General features: G+C 62.9%; 13 protein-coding genes. 1 reads left to right on the top strand and 12 read right to left on the bottom strand.

Features of this window, described 5'->3' with window-relative positions:
* Window positions 1-47: 47 nt before the first annotated feature.
* The 6 genes from G6O54_RS12930 to G6O54_RS12905 all read right to left on the bottom strand — a co-directional run bounded on the left by G6O54_RS12930 (window position 48) and on the right by G6O54_RS12905 (window position 9,812).
* The gene (locus G6O54_RS12930; protein ID WP_165225789.1) at window positions 48-2,345 is read right to left on the bottom strand and encodes a DUF262 domain-containing protein; all 2,298 of its coding nucleotides are present in this window, start codon (window positions 2,343-2,345) and stop codon (window positions 48-50) included.
* Window positions 2,346-2,493: 148 nt separating this feature from the next.
* Complete coding sequence (locus tag G6O54_RS12925; protein WP_165225786.1) at window positions 2,494-3,297, bottom strand: phosphoadenosine phosphosulfate reductase domain-containing protein; 804 nt, start codon at window positions 3,295-3,297, stop codon at window positions 2,494-2,496.
* Between the two features lie 45 nt (window positions 3,298-3,342).
* Window positions 3,343-4,197 (bottom strand): SIR2 family protein, encoded by an 855-nt coding sequence (locus G6O54_RS12920; protein ID WP_165225783.1) that lies wholly within the window; start codon window positions 4,195-4,197, stop codon window positions 3,343-3,345.
* 41 nt (window positions 4,198-4,238) lie between these two features.
* A complete protein-coding gene (locus G6O54_RS12915) occupies window positions 4,239-5,258 on the bottom strand; it encodes a DUF262 domain-containing protein (protein WP_165225780.1) in 1,020 nt (339 codons plus the stop codon).
* Window positions 5,259-5,313: 55 nt separating this feature from the next.
* Window positions 5,314-8,862 carry a hypothetical protein gene (locus G6O54_RS12910; protein ID WP_165225777.1) on the bottom strand — a complete coding sequence of 1,183 codons (3,549 nt, stop codon included), beginning with the start codon at window positions 8,860-8,862 and terminating at the stop codon, window positions 5,314-5,316.
* Entirely contained in the window at window positions 8,859-9,812 is a 954-nt protein-coding gene (locus G6O54_RS12905; protein ID WP_165225774.1) for a DUF4007 family protein, read from the bottom strand. Before G6O54_RS12905 ends, G6O54_RS12910 begins: the two co-directional genes overlap by 4 nt.
* A 197-nt stretch (window positions 9,813-10,009) precedes the next feature.
* Between G6O54_RS12905 and G6O54_RS12900 the strand changes: the two genes are divergently transcribed.
* On the top strand, window positions 10,010-11,458 hold the full coding sequence (locus G6O54_RS12900; RefSeq protein WP_165225771.1) for a DNA phosphorothioation-associated putative methyltransferase: 1,449 nt from the start codon (window positions 10,010-10,012) through the stop codon (window positions 11,456-11,458).
* Window positions 11,459-11,661: 203 nt separating this feature from the next.
* Here G6O54_RS12900 and G6O54_RS12895 read toward each other — a convergent pair whose 3' ends face one another.
* The 6 genes from G6O54_RS12895 to G6O54_RS12870 form a co-directional block, all read right to left on the bottom strand.
* The gene (locus tag G6O54_RS12895; RefSeq protein WP_165225768.1) at window positions 11,662-11,850 is read right to left on the bottom strand and encodes a hypothetical protein; all 189 of its coding nucleotides are present in this window, start codon (window positions 11,848-11,850) and stop codon (window positions 11,662-11,664) included.
* Complete coding sequence (locus G6O54_RS12890; protein WP_165225765.1) at window positions 11,847-12,365, bottom strand: transposase; 519 nt, start codon at window positions 12,363-12,365, stop codon at window positions 11,847-11,849. Before G6O54_RS12890 ends, G6O54_RS12895 begins: the two co-directional genes overlap by 4 nt.
* Before the next feature lie 524 nt (window positions 12,366-12,889).
* On the bottom strand, window positions 12,890-13,747 hold the full coding sequence (locus tag G6O54_RS12885; RefSeq protein WP_165225762.1) for a hypothetical protein: 858 nt from the start codon (window positions 13,745-13,747) through the stop codon (window positions 12,890-12,892).
* Window positions 13,748-13,948: 201 nt separating this feature from the next.
* Window positions 13,949-14,176, bottom strand: coding sequence for a hypothetical protein (locus G6O54_RS12880; RefSeq protein ID WP_165225759.1), 228 nt, complete (start codon window positions 14,174-14,176; stop codon window positions 13,949-13,951).
* Between the two features lie 70 nt (window positions 14,177-14,246).
* A complete protein-coding gene (locus G6O54_RS12875) occupies window positions 14,247-15,230 on the bottom strand; it encodes a hypothetical protein (RefSeq protein WP_205678757.1) in 984 nt (327 codons plus the stop codon).
* Window positions 15,230-17,230 carry a CRTAC1 family protein gene (locus G6O54_RS12870; protein WP_165225756.1) on the bottom strand — a complete coding sequence of 667 codons (2,001 nt, stop codon included), beginning with the start codon at window positions 17,228-17,230 and terminating at the stop codon, window positions 15,230-15,232. The genes G6O54_RS12875 and G6O54_RS12870 overlap by 1 nt, the downstream gene beginning before the upstream one ends.
* Window positions 17,231-18,121 lie beyond the last annotated feature (891 nt).

Here is an 18,121-nt window from a genome sequence, read left to right as displayed (position 1 = left end):
TTGCCAACGCGCAAGTCTGTCCCCGATGTCCGCCAAGTCCCTCAGCGTCAAGCCAGCCACGGCCACAATCGGTCCCAGGTGAGGCTGCAGATCCGTTCGGTGCGCCGCTCGACGAAGGCCCAATCCCAGACCCCGGTGGTCGGAATGTTGACCAGGGGGACGATGTGGTGCTTGTGAGTGGCTTCCCTGAGCATGGTGATAGTGCTGTCGGAGAGGGCGATCCCAAGGGACTCCGCCTCCTGGGATAGTTCTTTCGTGGCGTCCAGGTCGGGTTCCGCGAGGTGCTTATAGTAGATCAGCTTCTCGGCCCAGCCGCGGTTGCTCGCCGAGCAGTTGATCTCGGTCGGCAGGAGGCTGAGGTTGCCGATGCGATGGACCCGGTCGAGCTCGTAGAACGCCGCGTCCCAGGCCGTTCCGGATTGGCTCCGAGGGGCGACATGCTCGATGCTGTTGAAGTCGAGCGACACCCAGCTCTCCGGCCTCAGGTAGTTCGGCGAAGTGCCCGCCTTCGCGGCCTTCATCAGGCCCGGTTCGGCGGGATCGGCCATCGTGTCGTGGGCGCATATCAGCAGCATGAACTTGCAGACAGAGGTCGCGTGGTCGTAGCTGCAATACTCCTGGGCGCGAGGCATCCAGTCGGCCTTCGCGGCGATGCCCTTCTCCGCAAGCTTCGCGCGAAAGAAGGACTTGAGTGAGCCGACGGTCGGTCTCACGTCCGACTTCCAGCTGAAGGCCGGCTCGGTCGCTGCTCCCCTCATGAGCACGCGATAGACGTCATCCAGGCCTCGGTTGGAGTGGGACGATCGCCAGAGCGTGAAGAAGGCCGCGACCGCCTCGGAGGCGGCGACGAAGTCGTCCACCGCCCCCTCTTCCTCGCGCAAGACGGGCGAATAGAACCGGCTCAAGATGGTGTTCGCCATCCGGTGGCCGGCGTCCTGAAGGTAGAGGCAGCAGAGCGTGGCAAGGGGCGCCTCGGTGCTGTCGGTCAGCTCGTTGAGCGGCTGGGGCTTGCTGCGGTCGAACTGGACGATCCGCAGCCAGTAGTCGGCCAGGTCGCCGAAGATCCGCAGGAACTCGTCTCTCGCTTCCTGGGTCTCGCAGGCGTTGAACCACTGGATGAGTTTGGCTCGCTGGACGCTGAACTGCTTCCCCAGCTTAGACCCGTCGTAGGCGAGCGCGAAGGTCGTGAGCACCTCGTTCGTCAGCTTCCCCTTTTGCACAGCCGACTTGAATGCGTCGAGGAGTTTGTCGACGCGCTGCAGGTTGCCCTCCGCCGCGGAGCCCTTGAAGGTTCCGCCGAACTTGTTGACGACGAGGGGCTTGAAGGTCTCGACGGCCGTGAGTGGCGTCCCGGTCGCGTTGAGGGACTGGAACATGTCGAATGCCCAGGTCTCCCTCACGGGCTTGATGAGCGTCAGGCAGCAGCAACGGAAAAGGAAATGGCAGAAGGAGAACAATTGAACGAGCGAGCAAACGATTTTCTCGTGCTTGGTCAAGGGGTCGCTTCGATTGGTGACGATCGACTTCAGCTCCGGGCGATCGTAGCTCCACACGTGCCGCTGCTCGATCTTTTCGAGGATAGACCAGGCGGTCGGGAAGAACTCTTCGTCGTCTTCATTCCCGTCCTCCTCGTGTGAGTCCTCCACCCGCTTCAGCCATTGCAACATGAGCCTGAGATTGCTGCCGACCAGGCTGCTCTTGGGCCGGGCCGGGAAGGAGGCTACCCCCCCGGATTTCTCGGCTTCCGAAATTGCGCGAATCACCTTCGCAATGTACTTGGAGAAGTCCGACTTGTAGCTCGCGTCGGTCGGATCGCTGAGCGCCCATCCGTCTACGGACCCCCGGATGACGATGGGCTTCCGCGACGGATATCCCCGCTTCAGGTCCTCGGAGAACATGTTCAGAAGGAGCGAGGTCCTTATCTTGGCCTCTTCGCGGAGGCCGTCGTAGACCTCGTCCTTGGGCAGCTTGCGGACGAGCTCGTAAATCCTCTGATACAGGACGCAGGCGAGTAGCGCCAAGGTCGTTATCCGTTGCTGGCCGTCGATGACGTTGTCGATGGCGACGGGAAGTGCCCTGTGGTCCTGAGGCTGGATGTTCCTCGCGACGTCGTTCTCCCGCAGGAGGATCACGGCCCCCATGAAGTGGATCGTCCCAGGGTCGTCGATGAGGTTAGTGACGCCCCGGCAGATGTCCTCCATGAGCTGATTGACGTTCACGGCATCCCAGCTGTATTCGCGCTGATAAAGCGGGATGTAGTAGGCTAGGCCCGCCTGCTCGAAGAAATCCGAGATCGTCTCGCTTCGCGTTTCGAAGGACTTGGAAATCTCGAGGAGGCTGGCCATGTTGCGTCTCGCTGAGAAGGTTAGAAGCCTGAATGCGCCCGACTCCCGTACGACCGTGGGCGTGAGTCCTTCGCATTTAAAAATGCCGAGTTCCAGGATACGCGACAGGTGTCGGGCCTGGTACTCGCCGGGGACGGCTGCTACTCGCTCAAACGTGGCAGAAGTGGCAGGGCTCGTCGTCGTTCTCGTCTTCGAGAACCTCGTTCAGCACCTCAAGGAGTGGGAGGTTTGCCCGCCGCTGCTGCTTCGTCTCTAACGCCTTCTTGTGCTTCTCCTTAATTTCGGCGACGCGCTCGGGGCTGGCAAGTTCCTCAAGGGATTCCTTCTGTGTCCAGGTGTAGCGGTCCCCGGTCACAGAATCGAACTTCTCGTATTCCTTGGCCGCCTCGTAGAGGTCCGGGTGTTTTTCGAGCAGCCCGACCCACTCGGCCTTCCGCTGAAAGAAGCAGAAGTAACACCCGGACCTGGTCCGCCACTCGTAGTAGGAGGGCAGGCCTACGCCGCTCTCGTCGAGGATCCGGCGCACGCCTTCCATGTCGATCCCGTCGTCCTTGAAGGGCAGGACCGGCGTGATGTTGGGCTTGGAGGAGACGTAGGCACTTCGGTCCTCGTCTGCGCGAATGCCAACATACATCATCACGTTGTCGTCACCGACATACTTTTCGAAAGGCTTGATCTTCAGCATGCGGGTGCACCACCGCATACGCGAAGACGGGAGGTATCCCCCGTAGACCTTCAGCCAGTGATCGAAGCCGCCGCCGTCGGTGAGCCGGGTGATCCTCTTGCCCAGGAAGTATTCCAACTTCGTCAGATATTCATACGTCTCGGGCAGCTCCTTGTCCGTGTCACAGAAGACGTACTCCATGTCCGGGACCTTATCGCGCATGTAGATGGCTAGGGCGGTGCTGTCCTTACCGCCGGAGAGAGACAGGATGTGGCGAACTTTTGACATGTGGCGGAGCTCCTGGGGCGTTCCCGGTGTAGGCCGCGACGGCGGTCATGGTTTCGGATGTGGGAGCTGCTTCACGAACTCCAGCACTTCGGGGTGGCCCGCTGTTGGCGAGTACCTGATACAGCGTACCTTGAAATCATTCCGCCATCGGTTTGCATCCGTATCCGAAAACTCCTCCTTAGACACCAACGCATAGTGATATTGGCCGCTGCCGTGGAACGCATCATGAAGGTAGCCAAGCAGCAGTTGGATCTCGGGGTCGGAGAGCGAGACACCGAGGAATAGGACGGTTTTTGTTGTGAAAATTGCAGACAGCACTGAGCGATAGCCCCTCGAAGAGTGGATGATGTTTCGGTAATCGCGTTCCGTGATGATCATTCGGCTCTTGCGCTTCGAGTCTCCATGAGCTTTCAGGATGAAGAACTTCCCCCTCCATAGCGCATCTGCAAAGTCGGGAGCATCTTCGTGCGTGTACGAAGAGGGAATTTTCCCAGGATGGACCGTCGCGTATGCTCGTTCGAGCAAGTTGTCATAATTTGTAGTGACAATGAGACAGAGTGGCAGTAGCGGCAACTCGAGGTGGATGCTGTTGGGCGACTTTGTGTCGTCTTCGAATAGTTTGGCAATCTCATCCCTGAATGCGGCGTCGCCGTATAGGTCTGAAATCTCTTGGGCTACCATCAAGAGGCGCTTGTCTTTGTTGACGAGTTTCTTGAGCTCGGTAGCCTTTTTCTTCGGGAAATAGTTGTTTTTCGTCCCTCTTTCGATGAGGTGGAGGAGTAGACCAGGCCAGTTCGGGAAGCCCGAGGCGATGGAAAGGCCTGCCCCAGCGAAAAGCGCTCCCCTGCCATCGTTGAAGGCGGCGATCAGCTCTTCTGGAATGGCGTCGAGTAAGGGCATCAGGACGTCTCCGCCTCTCGAATCGGGTCCTCGAGTTCATCCTACTTCCGTTTGGTCTTTGTCACAAAGCGATCGCTGAAAACGCGATGTCGTGTGGTAATGTTGCTGGGAATACCTCCGGAAGTCTTGAATGCAATAATGTAGTCATAGATAGATCTGCGTTCTTTGTCGCTTTCCCCTTCGATGAGGGGGGATGGATCTGCGTTATATCGCTTCCGAAGCTGTTCAAAAGCCAGATAACGGTCGGCGAGATCGACCGGCTGCGGGAGGTGTTCTAGATGCTTTGACATGAGCCAGTAGAGGTCTACTAGCCCCCATTTTGTGTTGATGCATCCTGGCCTGGCGTCTTGCATTTGGTCCATGAAAGCCAGGATCTGGTTGACCTTTTGCAGGACCTCCTGTGGAGCGCCTGCGGCGTGCTCGCGATACATCAGCTCGAGCGTAGGGGCCTTCAAGTCCCGCTTCGCGTCGTATAGCTCGAGTGCGAATAGGTGCGCAATGAGGTCGTCCGTTTTATAACGGGAGGGATCGAAGTCCCCCCTCTGGAAGAATGGTTGCGTTGCCGCCATTGCGCGAATTATATCGCCTAGAACGCTAGGCATGCTGTTGCGGAATTCAGCCGGAGTAAGCCGCTGTCCCTTCTGAAGCCTAGAGAATAGTTCTCGGATTTCATCGCTCGTCGCACCCGTCACCACGGCAGTCACGAGTTTGAACGCGAGAATTTTGTCTCGATCAGCTTTCTTGAGATCTTTGAAGGCATGGCCAGATCTGCTAGGGCCAAGGCGCGAATTGACGCCTAATTGGTATTCGTTCTCGCAGAAATTCCAGATTGCGATCAGCCGTTGCTGCCCATCCGCAACATCGTACTCATACTGAAGACTCGAAGAGATCTTGTTCAGGTAGATTTTGGGGATGTCAAAGCCGTTCAAGATCGAGTCGATTAGCAGCTGCTTTTCAGGCAGCTTCCAAACCTCCCCACGCTGGTACTGCGGTTTCGGATTGATCTCGCCCTTGCGGTCAAGGAAGTCCTGCACGGTCCAGATCCCGTTCTCCACTTTCATCGACGTGTGTTCCTACGATAGGATCGCGCTAGCCCAGCAATTGCTTAGGACTTGCTTACCGGTTCTTCCCGTTCGGCTTCTTCTCCTCTGACAAGAGTTGCTGGATGAGCTGGGCCAGCATCGCCACGCTGGCTTCGCGGTTGTCGAGCAGGTGCTCGGATTCCAGCACCCGACGGAACTCTGCGTGGACGTGCTTGGCCTTGGACCGGAGCTCGTCGGGAACGTGGACCACTCTCTGGAATTCGCCCTCTTTCGGGAGCGTCACGCACACGCGGAGCATCTCGGGGTCGCCGTTGAGCAGTGAGACGCCATTGCTCTTCATCTCGAACCCGAGGACGCGGAAGTTGCTAAACGCGCGAGTTGTGGCGGTTAACTGGACCTCGAATCGCGTCCGGTCTTGGTCGTCCCATGCGGTCGGCGGTCGTCCCGCGAGGAGAGTGGCTACGGATTCCAGCCAGGTCTTGTCGTCCGAATCGAGATCATAGGTCTGGAACAGGAACGACTTCAGCTTGGCGTCCACGGCGAGGTGCGTGATCAGCTTCGCGTCATGCTCCAGCTCCTGCCGTGCCTCGCCGATGGTCCCCCGCTTCTGGAACGCCTCCATGATCAGGCGCTGGATCTCGTTTAGCAACACGGGGTAGGCACGCTGCAATTCAGCCAGCGCCGCGCGCAGGACCTCGAAGAACTTGGCGATCTGCTCGTTCGAAGGCTTCGCATCCACCCCGAACGGCTGGAAGCCGCAGGCAGTCGGGATATCGATGAAGAGGAGTTGGTCCGGCTGGCGTGCCTCGCGGATCACCCTGAGCACTTCCTGGGCGACACCGGAAAGCTGCTTCGTCCTGCGCACATAGTCGGGCAAATCCCTGACGAGGCGCGTCAACGGCTTGACCAGCGAGAGGAGATTCGGGGCCTTAGCTTCCGAGAGCGCGGAAGTCCGGCTCAGAAGGTCCGCGTATTTCAGGAAGACGTCAAAGCGAGGCCCGACGATCTTGAATCGCTGGACCGCGAAGGGTTCCGGCGAGCGGAACATCCTCTCGAAAATCGTGGAATCGAGGCGAGGAACTAAGCTGCCGCTCTCGTAGAGGGCAACCTCGGTATCGTAGTGGAGCAGGACGGCGGCGAGGATGACGGGAAGCACCCCGTCCTTCAGGCCGAAGGGCGGCTGCCGCATGATATCGAACAGCTGCCCGATCGGGAGCATCGTCGACTCGGTCTCCGTGAGGAAAACCTCGATGGCGGCCCACAAGTCCCTGACGGCTGGATCGGAAGACTTATCCGGAGGGTAGAAACCCCACGCATCGCCGTGTTTGCGATGGATGTGGCTCTGGTGGAGCAGGGTTTCGTACATGCACCGCTCGGGCGGCACCCCACTGAACCCCAAGCCCTCGACCGTGGGGTTTAGGATCATCGCTTCGATGAGGGCCCGACGGGCGGCGGCCGCAGCAGAAGAAAGAAGCCGACGATTGATCAGCTCGTTTCGCCAGGTCGGTGTGCGAGGGTAGACGTCGTCGCAAACGCGGGAAAGCAGGTTGTTGACGTCCCGGAGGGTCGAAACCGCCTCTGCCTTGCCCTTTACGAACCACTCGCAGGACTCTTCCCTGCTGGCCAGGGGCGTGAAGACCCACTCCATATGCTTGCGTAGCCGCTGTTCGACGTGGGTAAGCCGGCTGTGCAGCTCCTTGCTCGCCGTACGGTCGGTCTCCAACTCGGGGGTGTACTCGAGCACCCACCGGTGGCAGACCAGGTCATAGCAGAATTCGCTCAGGTCGAGCATATCGCCGGGCAACGCCGCGATGACGGATGGCGGGGCGAAGTTCGGGGACGACTTCAGAAGCGATCGCATCGCCTTCCGCTCCTCGGCATTGAGCGGCAGGCAGAAAACGATCCGCCCATCCGCCTGGCCGAGATCCCGGGTCAATTCATCACGCAGGGTCCCGTTGTCGGCGTAGATGACCTCGAAGTACCTGAGGGTGCCCTTCTGGAAATAATGGCGCCGAGCGATCATCGGCTGCGGCGGAACGGTCTGCATAAGGAATGCGGCCATGGGACGGTCGCGCTCGACTCTACGCCGCGCTTCGCTCAACCGGTCGTCGATGTCGATGTCGGAGCCTTCCCACAGGGAATAGCCGCCGAGGTGCCTTCGAAAGATGGCGATAGACTTGCCTTGCAAGCTCTCCAACGCCGAATCGATCTCTTTCTCCGTTCCGGCGCCGTGCAACGCCAGTTGGAGGATGTCACGCGTGACGGGGACCGGGCTCATCGGGCCGATGGCCTGCAGCAACCCGATGACCTTGGCGACTTTTATCTCCAGCTCCGAGGCATCCTTGAGTCGGTCGAGTGCCGAATATACCTCCGCCCATGCCTTTCCGCGATGATGGACGTAGAGCGTCGGGCCGAGCGTGGAGATGACGTAGTCGTAGAGCGAATCAAGTCGGTACGTCGGCGGCCGCTTCGAGTCGCCGAAGCTCAGTCGCAGGAAATCTCTGAAGCCATGCGGGTCGGAGGAAACGAGGAAGGCAAAGAGCGATCGCTCGTTCTGGGCGAGTTGGCGGAATAACGGGCCGACTGTGAGAGCGGTCAACGGGTGGAGCGGGAAACAATCGGCGAGGCAGGCCACCAGCTCTTTCTTGCCGAGCGGCCCGAGGCGTACGTCCATAGCCGCGACCTGGGACGCGAGGCTCTTGGCTTCCCGCTTCAAAGGTTTAGTTTCGGCGTCGGGCCCGTCGATGCGGATGGCGTGGGAGATGAGCCGAACAAGCTGCTCAGTCCGCTCTTCAAACGGGACATCTTCGAACCGGCCTTGGACCTTCGCCCACTCGGATCGCCGGCTCGGGGACATGTGATCGGCATAACGATCGAGGGCTTGGTGCAGGATGGTCAGCATCAGGAAGGGCCGCTTCGACCGTGAAGCCGCTTCCGCGATCTCTTGAAGCGCGAAGACATCCCCTCGGTCGGGGTGGCTGGAGCCGTATTCGAGAAATTTGCCGAGCTCGTCGATGATCAGGAGAACGCCGGATACGTTCTCGTCGGACCGTCCTACATACTCGTTCGCTTCATCGAACAGGGTTGCGATCGACTCTCCGGTCGGCTCGCTCGAGTTTGCAATATGCTCTAGCTTTCCGATCAGGTGTGGCTTCTTACCGCCCTTATTGGCGGCGATGGAGCGCAAGACCCGGACCAAGGCGCTGGCGATAGCCTTATCGAGCGGCTGCCGACTTCCGGTCGCGAGGATCGGGAATAGGCGCCTGGTCCCCCCTCCAAGCGGCGCCCCGCGATCGAAGAGCCCTGCCCAGAGTTTCTCGTCGTGTCTCTTGAGGTAGGCCCTAGCCCGCTCAAGGGTCCTCGACTCTCCGGCAAGTAGCTGGGCCGCCAAGAGGGCGAATGCTGACTTCCCGGAGCCATAGGAGCCGGTGAGAGACCACGCTCGAGACGCCGATTCGCCGCTCAGGGCCGATTGAAGCCTTCCGAGGACGTCGCGGCCAATCGGGGTGAGAATGTACCCGTCCAGCGCGTCAGGGCCTTCGAAGTCCCGGACGAGGGAGATCGAGCGCGAGAAACGGGCGCTGACCGTCACGAGTTGATGCAGTGGGGTGCCGTCCTTCATTTGGCGGTCCTTCCCACCGAAGCCTGCGCCGGATAGGCCTGTTCGAGGAAGTCCAACGGGCTTAGCTTCAAACGCTTGGTATCGCGGAAAAGTTGCTTCAAGCCCGCGGTTTCGTTGTACGTCAGATATCCATTGGTGAGCGATTCTGCTTGTTCGTACCTGCTGATCAGCGACGACTCGTCGATCTTGAAGAGCCGCCCAGGTGATCCGGGCCGGCGGGCGAGGTCCGAAACGGAAAGCGAGGCAGGCGCGCCTTCGAGGCTGTTCCAATAAAGAAGAGTTGCATAGATGAGAATTCCATCGGGAAGGTCGTCTTGCGAGCCCCGCCGGAAGCCGAAGGTCTTAGCGTCGGAGCTTGCCTCAAGCAGGCCGAGTTCCACGAGCGGGCAGCCGATCGAATCCTCGACCATGACCCCGCGGGCAGCGCGCGTGGGGACATAGGTGTGCACAAACACCTCGACGTCTCGCCTGACCGAGCTGAACGCCACCTCTTTGCCGGGCAGGGTCTGTGTCCATTTGTGAACCGCCCCCGCCAAATGGTCAATTGTGAACTCGGGGGAGTTGAAGTAGCTGAACGTCCAATACCAGGTCGTGGCCCTGCGCCGGTTTGAAGCAATCTGCCAATGGAGAAGCCAGAGGGTCGCGGGGTCTTCCTGGTAGGGGTCTCGTCCGGTCTCGTCGCTAAGCAGCCAATCGCCCAGCTTAGATGGCCTAAGTGCGATGCCTCGACCCTCGCCGGTCGCCCGATCTTCTTCCAGCAGCCCGGACGCAAGACACCAGTGCCGGATCGACCGCACCATGTTCTTGCCCACGCCCAACGTGGCGATCGCATCGTCGCGACCGAAGACCGCGTCGTTCTCCCGGACCGCGTCGTACCCCTTCTTCAGCCACGGATAGCGGAAGGGGAACGTCTCATGCCCGGAGAAGGTGTAGGCGGTCAGCTCGCTCATGGAATGACGGCGCTCCTAAGTGCTCTTCGGAACTTGCGACAATTGTACACCATAACCGGTTGAGTTGAAAGGCATACCGGCTGATTCACCCTTAGGTCGGCCACCGAGGTTTTGCAGCTGGAACGATTTTGCCGTATCTTCAACTTGGCAGTGACCTTTGTGCCGATTTTTCGTGTTGAAACCCCGACGGAGGTCCGATGGACGGGTCGGCCATTCCCAGGCACAAGACCGCGATAATACGGGGCGACTTTTCCCGCCCGGTCAAATGTGCCCTGCGCGACGGGCTGCTCGACCAGTCCATCACCTTCTTCGATTACGGCTGCGGCCGCGGCGAAGACCTCGAACTTCTTGCCGTCGATGGCTTTACGGCTTCAGGATGGGACCCGGTCTACAAGCCCGACGGCGAGAGGAATGCGGCGGACATCGTCAACCTCGGCTACGTGATCAACGTCGTCGAGGATCCGGAGGAACGCAACGCCACGCTCCTCCAAGCTTGGGAGTTATGCCGTCAGGCTCTCGTAGTCTCGGCGCAAGTCCTTGTGAATGGACGGGGTAAGAACCCGGTCGAGTTCGGGGACGGCGTCCTCACGGGCCGCGGGACTTTCCAGAAATTCTATGAGCAAGGGGATCTGAAGGCCTACCTAGAGGATAAGCTGGAGGCCGAGGCGATCCCGGCCGCAGTCGGCGTCTTTTACCTCTTTAAGGACGAAGCTCGCCGTCAGCAATTCCTCGCTAACCGCTTTCGGCGCCGGGAGATAGTGCCGAGGAGACGGCCCGCCGAGGATCAATCGCAGGAGAACAGAGAGCTGCTCGACGCGCTGATGGGGGTGGTGGCCACCTTCGGCCGCCTGCCTGAGGCCGACGAGTTCACTGAAGCCCCGGCGATCATCGACCGATTCGGGTCGCTCAAGAGGGCATTCGCCGTAGTCAAGCGGATCACCGGCGATAGCGCCTGGGAGCAGATCGCCAAGCGCCGGGCTGAGGATATGCTGGTCTACCTGGCCTTGGCACGATTCCGCAAGCGGCCGCCCCTCATCCTGCTGCCCCGCTCGCTCCAGCGCGACATCAAGGCGTTTTTCGGCGGCTATTCGCGGGCCTGCGAACAGGCGGATGAGCTGCTCTTCGGGGCGGGGAACGCCGAACTCGTGGACGCTGCCTGCAAGCGGTCAGCGATCGGGAAGCTGCTGCCCGACTCGCTCTACGTACACCGCAGCGCGCTCAATTACTTGGAACCGATCCTCCGGGTTTACGAGGGGTGCGCCCGCGCCTATCTCGGGGAGATCGAGGACGCCAACATCATCAAGCTCCACCGCTTCTCGGGGAGAATCTCCTACCTGTCCTACCCCGATTTCGACACGGACCCGCATCCCGCGCTGGTCCGCTCGGTGAAGCTCTGCATGCGTACCCGGCAGTTGGAGTCTCAGGCATTCGGCCGGGGCGGCAACCCGCCCGTGCTCCACCGCAAGGAGGCCTTCCTGCACGCGGAACATCCTCTCCACGCGAAGTTCGAGCGGCTGACCCAGCAGGAGGAGAGACATGGGCTGCTGGAAGAGACCAACTCGATCGGAACGCGGGACGGGTGGACGCGACGGCTAGAAGAGAAGGGTTTCGCACTGAAAGGCCATCGGCTGATCAGGCAGGGCTAACTCAGGTCTTCATCGAGGCCAGACGGAGTCGGTCAACCGTGGAGGCCACCGACTCGATGGTGGGCCGATAAAGAGGCCGATAATGGGACATTCCAGGAGGAAGATAATGGGGGGGGGGCGATAATGGGACATTTCAGTATTTTTGGACGATAATGGGACATTCCATTGGACGATAATGGGACATTCCAGTATTTTGCCGCAACCTATGAAGGTTGGGTCATTGCACCTCCTCCGTCCTCTCCGCCTTCGGCCGTCTTCCGGGGCCTGCCGCGATCGCGGAGGCTGTATTCGAGGCCGAGGAGCCGGGCGGTGTCGCGGGTCCAGGCGTCGGCGCCGTAGGGGCGGTCGCGCTTGAGGGAGAGGCGGATCGTGGCGAGCTCGGCACCGGTCATCGGCGTGTTGACGAATTCGAGCCAGCCGGCACGCCTGGGGACCGGGCCGGGCTCCAGGGGCGGGCCATCGGCGAGGGGGCGGAGGCTCGACCGACCAGGGCCAGGCCTCGGCCCGGTCGACGAGGTTGGCCCGCAGGGCGTTGCCCTCGACCGACGTGGCGGATCACGCGGAGCAGATGCTCGTCCTCCTGGATGGGGAAGGCTTCAAACCGCCCCTGCCAGACGTGGCCGCTGCGGTGATCGTGGCGCAGGTGGCGCCGGACGTGCGAGGTCATCAGCCCGTGCATCAAGCGGCTGAGGTCCCCGTCCTCGCACGGCCAGAGGACCAGATGGACGTGATTCGGCAGCAGGCCATACGCCAGCACCCTCATCGGCAGGCGGATCACGGCCGCGGCCGCGATCGTCAGGAACGCCAGGTAGTCCGCCGGCTTGTGGAAGACCTCGGAGCGCGCATCGCCGCGGTGGATCACGTGGTCGCCATCTCCCCCGGCCGAGGCTCGCGCCGATCGTGGCATCGGTCATCCATTCCTTCGATCGGAAGACTGAAGGAGTCTCGATATTCTCTAGGGCACTGAGATATAGAGCAATGGCCCGTTTTTGATAAGTGAGGCGGTCCATTCCGATCCCCTCCCCCCTGGTGGGGGAGGGTCAGGGAGAGGGGGAACGGGCAGGCCGAGGATGAAAGACGGGCCGCTTCGATGGAGGCCGCTCGGCATCGACGCCGGGCCGGTTGGCCGGTGTGGTAGCCCCCTCTCCCTAACCCTCCCCCACACAGGGGGGAGGGGACCGGAACGGCTCGCCCATGCCCGACGTGCGACCTCGCTCGGCCTCGGTCGGCTTTCACTGACTTGTGGGTAACGCAGAGCTCACCAAGGGGGGATTCAGGGGGGGGAATTCGATCGCCATGGCTCGGACCGTTCACCCCCTCCAACTCCCCCTTGGTAAGGGGGAGAGCCGGATTTGGCCTCGTCCTGAAGCCAGCTTTCGCTTCCGCCGGATGAGCCTGCATTGATGGCCTGCGGCCCATTCATGATCCGCGCTAGGCCGCGGTGCTCGGGATGGTCGCGACGGCGGCGCCGATCGGTTCGACGATGGCGAGGGCGGTGAAGACGGAGGTGGCGAGCGTGAGGTCGAAGAGTTCGGCGTCGGAGAGGCCGAGGGCGGACAGGTGGTGGATCTGCTCATCCGTGATGGTGTAGGCCGCGTTGGCGACGCGCCAGGCATAGCGGCGGCAGGCGGTCACGAGGTCGGTGCCCGAGGGAGGGCCGGGGAGGGAAGCCAGCGTGCCGAGCGTGGTCGAGTCGGGCAGGGAGGCCCGCGACAGCCATTGATCGACCATCGTCCGCAGGCCCGATCCGGCCATCCCGCGGCTCCCGACGGCGATGCCCAGGGCTTCCTTGAGGAGGTCGAGGCGGACCCCCGCGCTCGTGAAGTTGACCTCGATCATCTCGAGGATCCCCTCGAGGACGGCCGGGGATCCGCTCAACCAGGGGAAGAGGTCCGGCATGACCGGTGCGCCCAGCCGGCCGAAGAGCCCGCCCAGCCGGTCCAGCATCTCCGCGGAGGAGCGCCGGGGCTGATGCTGGTAGGACAGGTCGTAGGCGAGGCTGGTCAGCGAGGCGAGCCGACGCTCGAGCCACCCCTTGATCGGCTTCAGCTCGCGGAGGAAGCGATATTCGAGCTGCACACGACGCGCATCGGCGATGCGGTTGACGGTGTTGAACGTGAACACCACCCCGGCCGTCTCTCGCAGCAGGTCCCCGTCCCCGATCCGGGCCGCCGCGGAGGCGATCCAGTCGACGTCGAGCTGATCCAGCGGCGAGGCGATGGTCGCGTGGGCCGCGAGCGCGACCAGCAATCCGTCGCGGCCCGAGCAGCCGGCACGCTCGACGCGCACCGCGATCCGCTCCGGATGCAGGACCGGAGGCCGGCCAAGGAGGCCGGGATTCGTCGTCGGCTGGGGCCTGAAGAGGTGGATCTCTCCGTCTACGCGTTCGTCGTGCGGGGCCCGGATAGCCTCCGAGATCGCATCAACCAGGTCGTGGGCACTCCCGAAGTCGGATCCTGCAGCCTGCAGGAAGAGCAGATGCTCCGACGTTCAGTAGAAGCATCGGTTCGCGGAGGAGATCGCCACGGCGACGGCCTCTCGCAGTCGCCGCCTCTGGGCCTCGCCGCCCCACATCAGGGACAGCCAGGCCCTCTTGAACGAGGCGTGATACGTCGGCCGGCATCGAAACGTCTGGGCGATGTTGGGATGGGTCCAGACGTAACGGCTGGCGAACTGCCTGGTCGCGTGGACCATCGCGCTCCTGATCGTGGTGCGCATCTTCGGTTGACCTTCGCGTTTCGGATGGGGTGGAGAGGTTCACTCGGACATCGGACATCGCAGGAGAGCGTCAGCCCGTTGATATCCCTTTCGCCACGCCGGCCATCTCGGGCGGCAGCACGGCGGTCTCTTTCTGATCGCGACGAATCGACTCCCAGGCGGCCCAGGCATAGAGGCCCGCGCCCCGGAGGCCACAGACGATCGCCAGGGCAATGAACAGCCCGTAGACCACGTGATTGACCAGGAGCGTGCCGTAGACCGCCGCGATGGCGAGGCCGAAGAAGGCCTGTCGCCACGGCTGGACCGGCGTCGTGGCCGGGTCGGGGATCATGTAGAGGGTGAAGACCATGAACGCCGCGCTGGTCATGGGGGTCAGGGGGACGATCCAGGAGCTCCCGAAGTACCAGGCCCGCAACTGTCCCTGGATGATGAAGGCGAGCAGCCAGGAGACGACCAGGACCAATCGGCCGGTGAAGAACCCGTGGACGATCAGGCCCGTCGCCAGCACGAAGCCCGGCAGCGCCCAGTGCCACATCCCGGTCAGGTTCTCGGTGAAGTGGTAGGGGGGGGCGACCCCGATCGACGGGAACAGGAGCAAGGTCGCGACGATCCCGATGTTGGACGGGTTGAAGATGTGCTGGGTCTTGCCGTCCCCCACCGGGGCGCGGAAGAGGAGCTTGGAACAGATCGAGAGTCCCGAGGCGAACATGATCGGGATCAGCCGCTCGTTGGGGAAGAGGAGCATGGCGACGGCCAGGCCCGGGATGATGGCGGGCGGCAGGAAGTTGATGAAATTCGCCCATGATCCCGAGTACCGGGTCTTCCGCCCTTTCGCCCGGGCATCGATCCACTCCAGCAGGAACTGGAGGGCGATGGCCGTCGAGACGCCGACGATCGGCTGGAGATCGGACTGTTCGAATCCCAGGAACCTGTGGCCGAGGATGTTCCAGGACACGAGGAGGATGGTGAAATACCAGAGCGCGAAGTAGCGCCGGATCGCGCTGCCTCCGGGGTAGAACCTGAGCGTCGTGTTCGTCTCGGTCGTATCCGCCATCAGATCTCCCTCTTCTGATCATCCTTCGGCCAGCCGAATCGGATGGTGTGCCAGCCCGCCTTGAGTTGGAAGCTCTCCGCACGGGGATTGCCGTCGGGGTCGCGCCAGCGGATCTCGACCGCGGCCTCGTCGGCCGAGCCGAGGCCCAGGTGGACGTCGGGGGCACGCTTGCCGGCGTATCCCGTCCCGCCGTCCACCTGGGCGATTCGACGGCGGCCGTCGGGCAGCGTCACGGTCACCATGGCGCCGATGGCCGGACGGCCCTGGATCTCGGCGGCGGGGTGTCCGATCCCCGGCGTCACGAGCGTCGGCGTCCCCTTCTCCAGGGGGAGCAGGAGGTGCAGGCCCAGGAAGGTCCCCGGATCTGGGGACTCGTTGTGGTAGAAGTAGGAGGGTTGCCACTGGTTGGCGAGGGCGAAATCGAGCCGTCCGTCGGCGTCCACGTCCGCCACGGAGATCCCCCGCGTCACCATCGCCTCGGACATCGACCGGCCGTCTTGCAGGGTCAGCTTCGGGGCCACGTCGTAATAGCGGCCGTCCCGGCCCTTGACGAAGAAGGCGAAGGTGTCCTTGCCGCTGACGTCGTCGCCGGGCTGGAGGCTCGGCCAGAACTTCGGGTTGTGGAGCAACTGGTTGTTGCTGGTCCCCAGGCTCTGGAGCTCGGGCCACTTGTTGGTCTTGCCCTTGATGAAGCCGTTCGCCTGGAGCGCCTCGAGGACGCCGTCGTTGTTCAGGTCGACCAGCCGGCAGTCCCAGGACCAGCCGCTCCGCGACAGCCCGAGCTCCTCGCTGGCCTGCCGGAACGGGGCGATCCCGTCCTTCATCCGCTCCGGGTGGCCGGTGTTCAGCCAGAGGAAGTGGCTCTCGGTGAGCGCCCAGGGAGAGGTGAGGTTGCTGACGTAGATGTCGAAGAGGCCGTCGCCGTTGATGTCGCCGATGTCCGTCCCCATGCCCTTGAACGAGTCGTGGTTGATCACGCACGAGGCCGGCGTCCCCATCGTCCGCTCGCCGTTCAGCGCGACGAGCTGGAAGTGCCCGGGCGTCGAACGGTTGTGGAGCAGTCGGTCGGGGCCGAAATCGTTGGCGACGTAGAGCTCCGGCAGGAGGTCGCCGTCGAGGTCGACCGGCCCGATGGCATAGCTCCAGCCGTGGGTCAGCTCGTCGGCGATCACGCCCCCCTGGAGCTCGAACCGGACCGTCGGGTGGGGGCCGGAGGTCGCCCCGGCGAATCGGAAGAACCGCAGGCCGCCGCCGTTGCCGGACCTCGCCAGGGAGTCGTGGAGCGTCTCGGATCCCTCGGCGTTCTCATCGATCATCCGCGAGCCGTCGGGGAGGTAGTTGCCGAGGATCAGGTCGAGATGCCCATCGCCGTCCAGGTCGGAGGCGACGATCGTCGAGGAGTACCAGCGATCCCCCCCCTCGAGCAGCTCCCGTGCCTCGAACTCGGCGGCGGCGGGCGGGGTCTTGGAATCGGCGGGAGCCTTGCGCAGGTAGACGATCGGGCTCCGGCCCCAGTACACCACGACCACGTCCATGAGGCCGTCCTCGTTCAGGTCGGCGATCAGGGAACTCTGTGGGCACATCGTCGAGGGATTCCAGCCGGGAAACGACGGGCCGGGATCGAAGGCGAAGGTCTCGAACCGAGAGCCCGTCCCGGGGACGGGGCCGCACTGGATCAGGTCGGTTCGCGGATCGGCCCAGACGACGTCGTTCTGCAAGCCGTCGCCATCCACGTCGCCCATCGAGACGCTCGCCCCGAGGGTGGAGACGTAGGCCCGGATGTGCTTCACGCTCGGATGGACCTTGCGGACAAATTTGTAGGGCGGGTGGTCGGGCACCTCCGGCAGCGGCGTCCGACTGAATCGGAAGGTGGTCGCGACCCGATCCGACTCGACCCGGGACAGGGCCCGCTCGCGGGTCATGAAGTAGAGGCTCACGACGATGGCCGCGGCCGCGAGGAACGTGGCTCGATGGCGGATCCACCCGAGACTTCGATCCATTTCTGATCCTCCACTCTCGCACGACGAGGCGGGCCCGAGGCCGTCGCCCGTCCGGTGCCGCTATCGGTGCATTCTCGGCCGACTTCATCGGGAGCAATCGCCCGCCCGGCCAGGGTCGCGACGTGACAGCAATAGGCCTTGATCGTGCGGCCGGATCCAGGTGGCCTCGTCGTACCTTACGATCCGAGGGCTCTCGGCCGTCGCCATGCGGATCGAGGCGCCGAGGAGTTGCCGGACGGCGAACGCGGGGAGCGTCGCCCGTCACGCGGGCGGCGCCGGGCGAACATCAGGGAATCGCACGCCATCGACGAGGCCGGGCCGACAGGGGCCGGGAGACGTCAGGAGGTCGGATTCCCTGAGTGCGCAGTCAGTACGCCTGGCGAGGGCAGGGGATGCGAGGTGGGTGGAAGACGGTCGGAGGGTGGTGGAGCGGCGTGCCGGGAGGGGCCTCGATTGATCGGGCGAAGGAGCCCGGATCGGCGACGAACGGAGGGCGAAGGCAAAGGGCCCACTCGAATTCGACCGAGCTCACGACGGGCGTTGCCGTGGCAGGGGGAACGGCCGGTCTTCCCGAGCAGAGCGCACCCGAGCAGGGCGCGGGCCTTGCGGGAGCCCGCCCGGCCTCTCGAGGGAGTTCCAGGCTGCCCCGGACGAGCCGATCGAGGTTGCCGGTCTCGGCGGTGGCCAGCATCCGCACGTTGAGGTAATGTGCCGAACATCCGGCCCGCGCCGCGGGAGCCAGGGCACAGCAAAGCACCGGGAGCGATAAGATCGCCCAGAGCCTCACCGGGGCCATGGTTCCTGACGTCGAGGATCGCATGTCTGCACCGGAATCGGGCGGATGAATCCGCGGGGGACGGGAACGGTCTTCACGTGATGGCCGACCGAATT

Origin of the sequence: Aquisphaera insulae (assembly GCF_011064615.1) — a bacterium.
Lineage (GTDB): Bacteria > Planctomycetota > Planctomycetia > Isosphaerales > Isosphaeraceae > Aquisphaera > Aquisphaera insulae.
Note: the sequence above shows the minus strand (reverse complement) of the source record. Positions and strands in the feature narration are given on the sequence as shown.

What these genes read in the sequence shown, in the direction of transcription:
- G6O54_RS12930 (WP_165225789.1), bottom strand. Translation starts at nt 2,345, where the DNA reads ATGGCCAGCCTCCTCGAGATTTCCAAGTCCTTCGAAACGCGAAGCGAG.
- G6O54_RS12925 (WP_165225786.1), bottom strand. Translation starts at nt 3,297, where the DNA reads ATGTCAAAAGTTCGCCACATCCTGTCTCTCTCCGGCGGTAAGGACAGC.
- G6O54_RS12920 (WP_165225783.1), bottom strand. Translation starts at nt 4,197, where the DNA reads ATGCCCTTACTCGACGCCATTCCAGAAGAGCTGATCGCCGCCTTCAAC.
- G6O54_RS12915 (WP_165225780.1), bottom strand. Translation starts at nt 5,258, where the DNA reads ATGAAAGTGGAGAACGGGATCTGGACCGTGCAGGACTTCCTTGACCGC.
- G6O54_RS12910 (WP_165225777.1), bottom strand. Translation starts at nt 8,862, where the DNA reads ATGAAGGACGGCACCCCACTGCATCAACTCGTGACGGTCAGCGCCCGT.
- G6O54_RS12905 (WP_165225774.1), bottom strand. Translation starts at nt 9,812, where the DNA reads ATGAGCGAGCTGACCGCCTACACCTTCTCCGGGCATGAGACGTTCCCC.
- G6O54_RS12900 (WP_165225771.1), top strand. Translation starts at nt 10,010, where the DNA reads ATGGACGGGTCGGCCATTCCCAGGCACAAGACCGCGATAATACGGGGC.
- G6O54_RS12895 (WP_165225768.1), bottom strand. Translation starts at nt 11,850, where the DNA reads ATGACCGGTGCCGAGCTCGCCACGATCCGCCTCTCCCTCAAGCGCGAC.
- G6O54_RS12890 (WP_165225765.1), bottom strand. Translation starts at nt 12,365, where the DNA reads ATGCCACGATCGGCGCGAGCCTCGGCCGGGGGAGATGGCGACCACGTG.
- G6O54_RS12880 (WP_165225759.1), bottom strand. Translation starts at nt 14,176, where the DNA reads ATGCGCACCACGATCAGGAGCGCGATGGTCCACGCGACCAGGCAGTTC.
- G6O54_RS12875 (WP_205678757.1), bottom strand. Translation starts at nt 15,230, where the DNA reads ATGGCGGATACGACCGAGACGAACACGACGCTCAGGTTCTACCCCGGA.
- G6O54_RS12870 (WP_165225756.1), bottom strand. Translation starts at nt 17,230, where the DNA reads ATGGATCGAAGTCTCGGGTGGATCCGCCATCGAGCCACGTTCCTCGCG.